The organism is Clostridium sp. UBA4395 (assembly GCF_002390995.1).
Lineage (GTDB): Bacteria > Bacillota > Clostridia > Clostridiales > Clostridiaceae > Clostridium_J > Clostridium_J sulfidigenes.
On record NZ_DGRF01000081.1, the window covers coordinates 1 to 9,077 of the forward strand.

Here is a 9,077-nt window from a genome sequence, read left to right on the forward strand (position 1 = left end):
AAAACATTTTTATTTTCACTTTTTTAATGTAAACTTATCCACGTGTGTTGCAAAATAACTGGAGCTCATAACCGGGATTGAACCGGTGACCTCCACCTTACCAAGGTGACGCTCTACCTACTGAGCTATATGAGCATTCAATACATAATGTATTTATTTTAAAATATTTTTGTCAGTTCCTTATTATAAATGATTTTTTTTTGTTTGTCAATACGATTTCATCTTTGTTCTAAACACTTTTCAAGTTTACGTTTTACTCTCTGAAGTGCATTATCAATAGATTTTGCTTGCCTATCTAAATCGCTGGCAATTTCTTGATAAGATTTACCATCAAGATAAGAATTCAAAACTTCCATTTCTAAACCTGACAATACTTCTTGTATCTTACTTTCTATGTTCTCCATCTCTTCTCTATCTATTATCAATTCTTCGGGATCAGATACCCTTATACCTGATAATATATCTAATAGAGTTCTATCTGATTCTTCGTCATATATAGGCTTATTCAGTGATATATAAGTATTCAGTGGAATATGTTTTTGTCTTGTGGCAGTTTTTACAGCAGTGATTATCTGTCTTGTTATGCACAATTCTGCAAAAACCTTAAAAGATGCTAACTTATCATCCTTAAAATCTCTTATAGCTTTAAATAAACCAATCATACCTTCTTGATATATATCTTCTTTATCAGCACCAATCAAAAAATATGATTTTGCTTTAGCTTTCACAAAGTTCTGATATTTACAAAGAAGATATTCTAGGGCTCTATTGTTTCCCGTCTTAGCCAGAGCTACTATATCTTCATCTTTTTTACCCGTAAACATGGAGTTTAACTCATCATTGCCACTTGTATTTCCCAACAATATCCCCCCCAAAGCATAAATGACCCTAACTAGAATTATACATTAACAAAATTTAGATAGTCAAGATATATTATCTACTTCTTCTTATCTTTTCTAGCTTTTCTGCCACTTCTTTATCTATGGCCTCCTCAAAAAGATTTCTATTATGAAAACTCTTGTTCTCACACTGCCTAGATATCTTTCTGTTTGTTTCCTCAATCCAACTGTAAAACTCTATAGATGATACTCTATTAGCACCTCTTTGAAATATTAACTGTTGCTCTAGAGAATCAGATGTTACAACATAGACCTCTGATTTTCTCCCTATATGATTTACAGTCCTCTCTATATAACTATCCGCAGTTTCATCATGCTTTGTAAAAACTATAGTCAAATTTCCTTTTCTATCCTTTTTTTCTATACTTCCCTTTACCATATGTGCATCAAATACCAGTGTTATTCTGCACCCTTTAAAGGCTGCATAGTTAAGAAGTAAGTCAATAAGCTTATTTCTTGCAGCTTCGTAACTATAGTCCTTTATAGTATTTAATTCTGGCCAGCTATTAATTACATTATACCCATCCACAAAAATCTGCTTCAACTCTATACCCCATTTACTTCTACTTCAATCTTTGTTTTAATATTTCATATGCTATCATTCCACATGCTACTGATGCATTTAATGAATTAACCTTTCCTACCATAGGTATTTTAACCAACACATCACACTTTGATTTAGTTAGCTTTGAAATACCTTTTCCTTCACTTCCTATAACTAAAGCTATAGGTCCCTTTAAGTCCGAATCATAGCAATATTGAGTCCCATGCATATCTGCTCCATATACCCATATCCCAGATTCCTTTAGTTCATCTATAGCTACATTTATATTTGTAACTTTAGCAATTTTTATGTATTCTGTAGCCCCAGCTGAAGTTTTATAAACAGTAGGTGTAACTCCTACATTTTTTCTTTTTGGAATTATTATCCCATGTACTCCACAAACTTCTGCTATTCTTATTATAGACCCAAAATTATGAGGATCTTCAATTTCATCTAATACTAATATAAAGGGATCTTCTCCTTTTTCCTTAGCGTTATTAATTATATCGACTATACCACAATAATTATATGGAGTTACTATTGCAATTACCCCTTGATGTGCAGCCGTTTCACTTATACCATCTAGTTTTGCTCTATCCACATATTTAACTACTACAGATTTTTCTTTAGCTAATGCTGTAATTACACTTATGGATCCTTTAGTATCTCCTTGTGCTATCATTATATATTCTATTGTTCTATCAGATTTTAGAGCTTCAATAACCGCATTTCTACCTTCAATCATATCTTCTCTTGAGGTTGTATTGAAATTTTCAACTTTTATATTGCTTTGTATATTTTCATTTCTGTAGGATTGATTATTTCTTCTTTCACTATTTACATCACCTACAAATCTATTATTATCTCTTCTATTTTTCCCTATACGTTTAGGCCTAACATTTTTACTACCTTGTCTTTTATCTTCCATCCTTATATCGCTCCTATCATCTATTCCTATATCAATTTACATTTTATATAGATAAGTACTTATTTCTTATTTCTATAGCCTTACCGCAAGTCATAGCTCCTTCTGAACAACTTCCCTTTACACAACTAGGACCGCATCCTTCAAATAAATTTGGTGCTACTTTTTTTACTTCCTTAAGCATAGCATCTGCTAAATCCCTTATTTCCCATTGAGCTCTCATACAGCATCTATGACTAAAGAAATGAATAAGCTCTCTAGCATTCATTGTAACTACAATTTTAGTTGCACATGCATTAGGAAATATATATCTAGCATCCTCAATAGCACTTTTTTCAGCTTTGGACTTTAATGATTTCATATCTTTTTCTGTGATTTCTTCACATTTTTTTCTTGCTTTATGTTCATTAATATATACATCTAAATTAGAAACTTTAAGCACTTCAACTAATTTATCATAGTCTTCCTGATCTTTTTTCATCGCCTCTACAAAGATAGCCTTACACTTCTCATCTTTTGCTATAGATGGTGGAATTATATATTCAAAAGCATCTAACTTAACATATCTTTGACTTTGCTGAGAATAAGAAGCAACTCTATGTCTAACCAATGTAGATAAAATAAATTAACTTGATCGTAATTTTTATATTAAGCTCTACCTAGATTAATTCTACTCCATTTTGTTCCAAAAACTCTCTTATTATATCAACATGTATACCTTCATTTCTAAATACATTACTTCCAGTCCTTGGTTCAACAATTAGTCCTCCACAGCTGTGTAACCCAATTAAGTTCCATGAGGAATCAAAAACTGGAGCTCCACTCGATCCTGGCATAGTATCAGTCAGATATTGAATGCGTACTGAATTAATATAACGCAGGCTGTTATGTCCAATACAAATTTGTTTTGGCCAACCACTAGGATGTTGAATAATTGGTACAATATCATCTAAATTGGGTTTACCAAACTGCACTTTAGGAAATGGTTCTAAAAAATCAGAGTCACTATCATAATTAATTCTGCATAGTGCTATGTCAAACTTATCAGATATTATTGCCTCTTGCCCATGTAATTTATACTTAAGTAATTGCCTATCAGTACCCTCCTCATAGTTAAACCAGATTTCAGTACTTTCTGCTACTTCCTTGCTATTAATTACATGTTTGTTTGTAATTAAATATTCCTTATTAACTAAAAAACATGATGCTCTAAATCCTGTTTTGGGATTATTATTAACCAACATACATATTCTATTAGACATCTCAAATCCTTGTTTTAAAAATGCAATTGATTGGAATCTATGGCGAGAACCAATAATTTTTTCTTGAAACTCAGTAGTAATTTGTTCACCAGCACTGTTACTTCCACGCCAATCAACAATATTTGTAGGCATAGGTAAATTTAATGAAAATATCGTGAAGTTTGGATTATACCTCATACATCTTAATACAAACTCTTCTAATTTTCCTTTTCTTTTGCATTCTAAGCATAGTTCCCTAACAAACTCGAGTTTATTTGAATGTGAGATAAGTTCATAATCTTCAAAAATCTCAACTGTGATTGTTTTCAATTCGTCAAATCTAAGTTTTGAATTGCATTCTTCTATCAATGTCGATATTTTTATATCCTGTTCCTGCATTTGTTTTATCCCCCCAAAATATAATGTTCTATTTAAATTAAAGTGAAATATTTTTTTTGGCGTAATTTCATCTTTGTCCGTATCTATTTCATATGATCTCAAATCTACATCAGATAACAAGGAGCAATCCTTATTAATCCTAATTAGTTGATTAATGCTTTTTTTGCATAAGAACCCATAAAAACTTTTTGTTAAATAAGAACCTTGAGTCCTATCCTTCTCATTTACTCTTAAAAACCAAATATATCTTTTAATATTATCTAATATGCCGTGCTTTTGTGCAAAATAAAATGTTCTAAAAGATATAGATTTTATAGTATTCGCAGTTAAGCCTATAGACTCTAAAATTACCATAATCCTATCTATCAACTGAAAATTATTATGCCCAAAATGATTTTTATCTGGTTCATAAATTGTCAGTCGGTACTTTTTATTAGGGTAAACTAATTGTGCCTTTGTTGCTGCAGCATTAGCTCTAAAATAGATTTCATTAGCATCTAGAACAAGTTGTTCTTGTCGTTTACCAATTAAAGGCACCGACAAAATACAATCTGCAACAGTAGCCCGTGAAACCGAATTTAAATCTTTATAGGATAGCAATTTATCATATAACATACACGTTTCATGACCTAAGAAATGTTTCATGATGTACTGTGTATACAATTCAGTTACATTACCCCCTTTTCTTGAGTAAGGTTTTACAACATTATCTAAATGTGTAGCAATCTTTAACGTTTCTGGTAATTGAAAATCTAAATACGTTAAAGTATCAGGCAATGCAATAAAATGTTCTCTTTCCTCTAGTCTTTGGCTAAAATATGTTGAAAAAACTTTACTATCACTGGTATATTCTCTAGTTGCTAACCTTATAAGTGGTAGTTCTATCTCCTTTCCTATTGGTTCAGCTGGATCGAATAAAACAAGTGCAGAATTGAATAATTTCATAGATAAGGCACTCTGCCAAAGATTCGCTGCAGTTATTTCTATATGTGACCCAAGAAGCAAGGAAAGTTTCAAAAAGTATTCAAGTTCATCCAAGGAGTATTCATAATATTCTTGAATAAAGGGATCTGTAAAAGAAAAATATATAGGCGGAGGCAATGCTAACGATTTAAACAAGTTTAATCCATCTGTATCCACCTTTTTATCTTCTCCTTCTCATCAATATAAAACTTTGTCGGGCAAATGCTCTCACACCTATTACATCCTATAAAATCCCCATCTATCACTGAGCATCTATTTATATTTAGCCCTTTAGAATTTAACCCTAAAAAGTCATTACATAAGTTGGAACATGCTCTTGCAGCCTTGTAGCCAATTAATATATCTTCTATATCTGGAATTCCACCAGAATGTTCCGATGGTGTAATAGAGTTAATTATACTAAAATTCCCTCCTCCTAAAACTGCAGAATAAAAACCTATAGAGTTAACTATGTGGTCATCCTCTGAAAATGTATCAGTAAAAAGTGGACCAAGTGGCATAAATGGCACATCTAATTCATTAACAATAGAAACCAATGAATTAAGTTTATTAGGGCAACAATGCCCAACTCCTTCTACCATAACCTTAATACCCTCATTATTGAAAATTTTAATTAATTTAGCATATTCCATAAGTTCCTCTGTATGAACTTCATCTAAAGTATTCTTTGTGACTGCTGGCCTAAATGCTGCTCCAAGCGAAATAACAATAGAATATTTTTTTGCAATATCAATTACATCATCAAGAACATCCCAATAAATACTCCTTGATGCATTTCTATTAATCATATCTTTAATTATTACCACCGCACTTCTAGAGGAAAAGGGTATATCTCTTGTTTTTATCGCTTTATTAACCCGTTCTAGACTTGGTGTTAAATGTATTACAAACCACGATACCCCACTAGTAGCAGCGCGAATCATTTCTTCCTTAAGTTTTCCTCTATCAATTGTTCCTCTATCATTTAGACATACATAGTGAGGAATAAATCCTATTGGACATCCAATCTGTTCCCTAATATAATCATATAAATATCCTTGAGAGTTATCTAAACTCAAGTCCATCATCAAATCAGGTTTTTCACTTAAATTTGAAAGTACTCTCACCTTTTCTAACTCTGTTTCGAAGGTGCAAATATTGTTTGCACCTACTCCAATGTTCACATTAACTGCTACTGGAAATCCTCGACCAACATTAACTATGGATCTACTACCTCTTAGAGTTACATAACTCATATTCCCCCCCCATTCTACCTTCTCTACGTACAATATTTAAGTATGACGCAGGGAATTTTCAAATATGATTGGTTTCTTGCTTTACATATGTTAAAAAACTATATTTAATATCATTATGGTTTTTTAAATCACTTCCAGAAATCATCTTCCACGTTTTATCTTCATTTAAGTTAACGAAATACTTGTCTGCTACGTATTTATTTTCAATTTTAGTTACATAAGCTTCTGTACAGTATGGTAAAAGTTGCATGTATATTGATTCGCCACCAATTACAAACACATCATCCAAATTATACTTTTTAAGTTCTTGAAAAAGTTCTTCCAATGATCTACAAATCGTTAACTTTTCATTCTTAAAGCACCCATTTTTACTTAAGACAATATTTGTTCTATCCTTCAGAGGCTCTTTTCCCGGCAGTGATTCAAATGTTTCCCTTCCCATAACCACAATCTTACCTAATGTCTTTTGTCTAAAAAACTTCATATCCTCTGGAATCATTTGCAATAGTTTACCACCACATCCAATTCCCCAATTTAAATCTACGGCAACAATAGCTTTCATGGCATTACTCCTTTCTAAATAGCAACAGGAATTTTTTTTATTTGATCACCACTTTTATAACCCTCTAATACAAAATCCTCAACTTTAAAATCATAAAAATCTTTTATATCTGGATTAACCAACAATTTAGGTGCTGGATGTGGTGTCCTTTGAATAAGTTCATTGATTAAAGGTATGTGTCTGTCATATATATGTGCATCTGCAATAACATGAACAAATTCACCTACCTCTAGATTGCTTACTTGTGCCAACATATGCACAAGAATTGCATATTGAGATACATTCCAGTTATTAGCGACTAAAATATCTTGTGAGCGTTGATTTAATATTGCGTTTAGTTTCCTACCTGTAACATTAAAAGTCATACTATATGCACAAGGATATAAATTCATACTGTGCAAATCATAATGATTATATATGTTTGTTATAATTCTGCGGCTATATGGATTGTGTTTTAGATCATGTAAGACTCTATCTACTTGGTCAAATTCCCCTTCTTTATACTTGTGCTTTATACCTAATTGATACCCATAAGCAGTTCCTATAGTTCCATTTTCATCTGTCCAACTATCCCAAATATGGCTGTTAAGATCTTTAACGTTATTAGATTTCTTTTGCCATATCCACAGAAGCTCATCAATTGCTGCTTTTAAATTTGTTGGTCTTAACGTAAGTATAGGGAACTCTTTTGAAAGATCATATCTGTTAACAACACAAAACTTCTTAATTGTATGAGCCGGAGTACCATCATCCCATTTAGCTCTTACAACTTCACCTTCGGAAGTAGCTCCATTTGCAAGAATATCCTTGCACATATCAATAAAAATATTATCTGCTTTGCTCAACGTAAACCTTCCTTTCTTATCCATAGTACTTTTTTTATAATCAAATATCTTCTAATTCACCTTTTTTCTTTTGTGGTACTTACTGATGTTTCAACTAGTAAATCTTCTACGCTACATTCTAATAAGTTACACAGTTCATCAAGCACCACTAGCTTTATTTCATTCTATTCTTCATTTAATAGTCTAGAAAGAAATATCTGCAGGACTTATTTTAATCCCTACTTTTTCTTCTAGTATCCTCATCAACTTTGCACCTGTCCAGGTGTTTTTCCTTGCCCTAATCATTCGTAAATTCCACTTAAATGCTATACAATCACCTTTATCTTTCAAAATATCTCGCTGCCTCACAAGGGCTAATTCCAAATAAACTTGATATATAAAATAGGTCAGCATCATCACTATTCTTATGAAAGTATATCATAGCCTTTCTTAGGTCACTAAGAAAATTTCATATATTTTTATTTTAAAATAGTTTGGAAAAATGTCCTATATATATTGAATCATCTTTCCATATATAATATTCTGTTACAAAAAACAATTTGTATTAACCTTAGCTTACATGTTCAACTGGAGAGTTATGACCATAACTATTCAACATTTTTATAAATTTACTTGTAGTTTCTTCATCTAATCCTTCTGTTATTTCCTCAATTCCTACTGAACTATAACATAATTTAGCTGCTGCAGCTACTACTTTTTCTGGATTTGGAGTAAACTCCATAAGTTTAACTTTTATCATTATTATCACTCATTTCAATAATTTTATTAAGCAAATAATTTAATCTGTCATTCTTTCCTGAAATGTACAAATATCCTATTACAGCTTCAAATCCTGTTGCCCACCTATACTCACCAACATCTGCATTCTTAGGAGCACTAGATTTAGTATTTCTTCCTCTCTTAAAAACTGACATTTCCTCTTCGTCAAACATATCTAAAATTAATTTTGCATAATTACTCTGTGATTTTGCTTTGACAAAATTAACAGTTTTTAAATGCAACTGCTGTACTTTCAATGATTTATTTTCGCCTAATAAATAGGTTCTTATAAACACTTCATACACAGCATCACCTATAAATGCAAGAGTTAATGGGTTTATTAAATGTGCTTCTTTTGCACTAAATTTTTCTTTCAATAAATCAAATTCCATATTTTTCTCCTTAATGAGATAAATCCTATTATAATAATTAAACATAATAATTATATATTTTCAAGATTTCATAGTCAAATCTAACTTTTCCCTAACACAATTCTTATTAATGAATTATTAAAAAATATAGTTATTAATAACCCTAATTATTCACTGTCTTCATCTTTTTCTTCTATTTCTAATAGGCTCTATTGAAAATTACAGTGATAGAATATCATTTGCTATTTTCATTTCTTTTAAAATAACAAAATCTCTGAACCCCTTGAGTCCACAACAACTTCCTCTTTATTCT

9 protein-coding genes, 1 tRNA gene and 2 pseudogenes are annotated in these 9,077 nt (G+C 31.3%); all 12 read right to left on the bottom strand.

Annotated elements, in window-relative coordinates:
- Positions 1 to 59: 59 nt before the first annotated feature.
- The 12 genes and pseudogenes from B2694_RS15450 to B2694_RS15505 all read right to left on the bottom strand — a co-directional run bounded on the left by B2694_RS15450 (position 60) and on the right by B2694_RS15505 (position 8,785).
- A tRNA-Thr gene (locus B2694_RS15450) sits at positions 60 to 135 on the bottom strand.
- A gap of 83 nt (positions 136 to 218) precedes the next feature.
- On the bottom strand, positions 219 to 824 hold the full coding sequence (sigH, locus tag B2694_RS15455; protein WP_051824237.1) for an RNA polymerase sporulation sigma factor SigH: 606 nt from the start codon (positions 822 to 824) through the stop codon (positions 219 to 221).
- 109 nt (positions 825 to 933) lie between these two features.
- Positions 934 to 1,443 carry an NYN domain-containing protein gene (locus B2694_RS15460; RefSeq protein ID WP_035135170.1) on the bottom strand — a complete coding sequence of 170 codons (510 nt, stop codon included), beginning with the start codon at positions 1,441 to 1,443 and terminating at the stop codon, positions 934 to 936.
- 19 nt (positions 1,444 to 1,462) lie between these two features.
- A complete protein-coding gene (gene rlmB / locus B2694_RS15465) occupies positions 1,463 to 2,188 on the bottom strand; it encodes a 23S rRNA (guanosine(2251)-2'-O)-methyltransferase RlmB (protein WP_346867662.1) in 726 nt (241 codons plus the stop codon).
- A gap of 226 nt (positions 2,189 to 2,414) precedes the next feature.
- Positions 2,415 to 2,978, bottom strand: a pseudogene (thyX, locus tag B2694_RS15470) (FAD-dependent thymidylate synthase); the annotation flags it as partial.
- 49 nt (positions 2,979 to 3,027) lie between these two features.
- A complete protein-coding gene (locus tag B2694_RS15475) occupies positions 3,028 to 5,127 on the bottom strand; it encodes a trypsin-like peptidase domain-containing protein (RefSeq protein WP_346886502.1) in 2,100 nt (699 codons plus the stop codon).
- A gap of 2 nt (positions 5,128 to 5,129) precedes the next feature.
- Entirely contained in the window at positions 5,130 to 6,227 is a 1,098-nt protein-coding gene (locus B2694_RS15480) for a phosphomethylpyrimidine synthase ThiC (protein WP_346886503.1), read from the bottom strand.
- Positions 6,228 to 6,285: 58 nt separating this feature from the next.
- Positions 6,286 to 6,789 (bottom strand): dihydrofolate reductase, encoded by a 504-nt coding sequence (locus tag B2694_RS15485; RefSeq protein ID WP_346886504.1) that lies wholly within the window; start codon positions 6,787 to 6,789, stop codon positions 6,286 to 6,288.
- Between the two features lie 14 nt (positions 6,790 to 6,803).
- Positions 6,804 to 7,634 (bottom strand): thymidylate synthase, encoded by an 831-nt coding sequence (gene thyA, locus B2694_RS15490; RefSeq protein WP_346886506.1) that lies wholly within the window; start codon positions 7,632 to 7,634, stop codon positions 6,804 to 6,806.
- Positions 7,635 to 7,817: 183 nt separating this feature from the next.
- Positions 7,818 to 7,997 (bottom strand): hypothetical protein, encoded by a 180-nt coding sequence (locus B2694_RS15495; protein ID WP_346886505.1) that lies wholly within the window; start codon positions 7,995 to 7,997, stop codon positions 7,818 to 7,820.
- Between the two features lie 190 nt (positions 7,998 to 8,187).
- Positions 8,188 to 8,373, bottom strand: a pseudogene (locus B2694_RS15500) (FAD-dependent thymidylate synthase); the annotation flags it as partial.
- Positions 8,360 to 8,785 (bottom strand): ribonuclease III domain-containing protein, encoded by a 426-nt coding sequence (locus B2694_RS15505; protein ID WP_150843591.1) that lies wholly within the window; start codon positions 8,783 to 8,785, stop codon positions 8,360 to 8,362. The pseudogene B2694_RS15500 and the gene B2694_RS15505, both read right to left, overlap by 14 nt.
- Positions 8,786 to 9,077 lie beyond the last annotated feature (292 nt).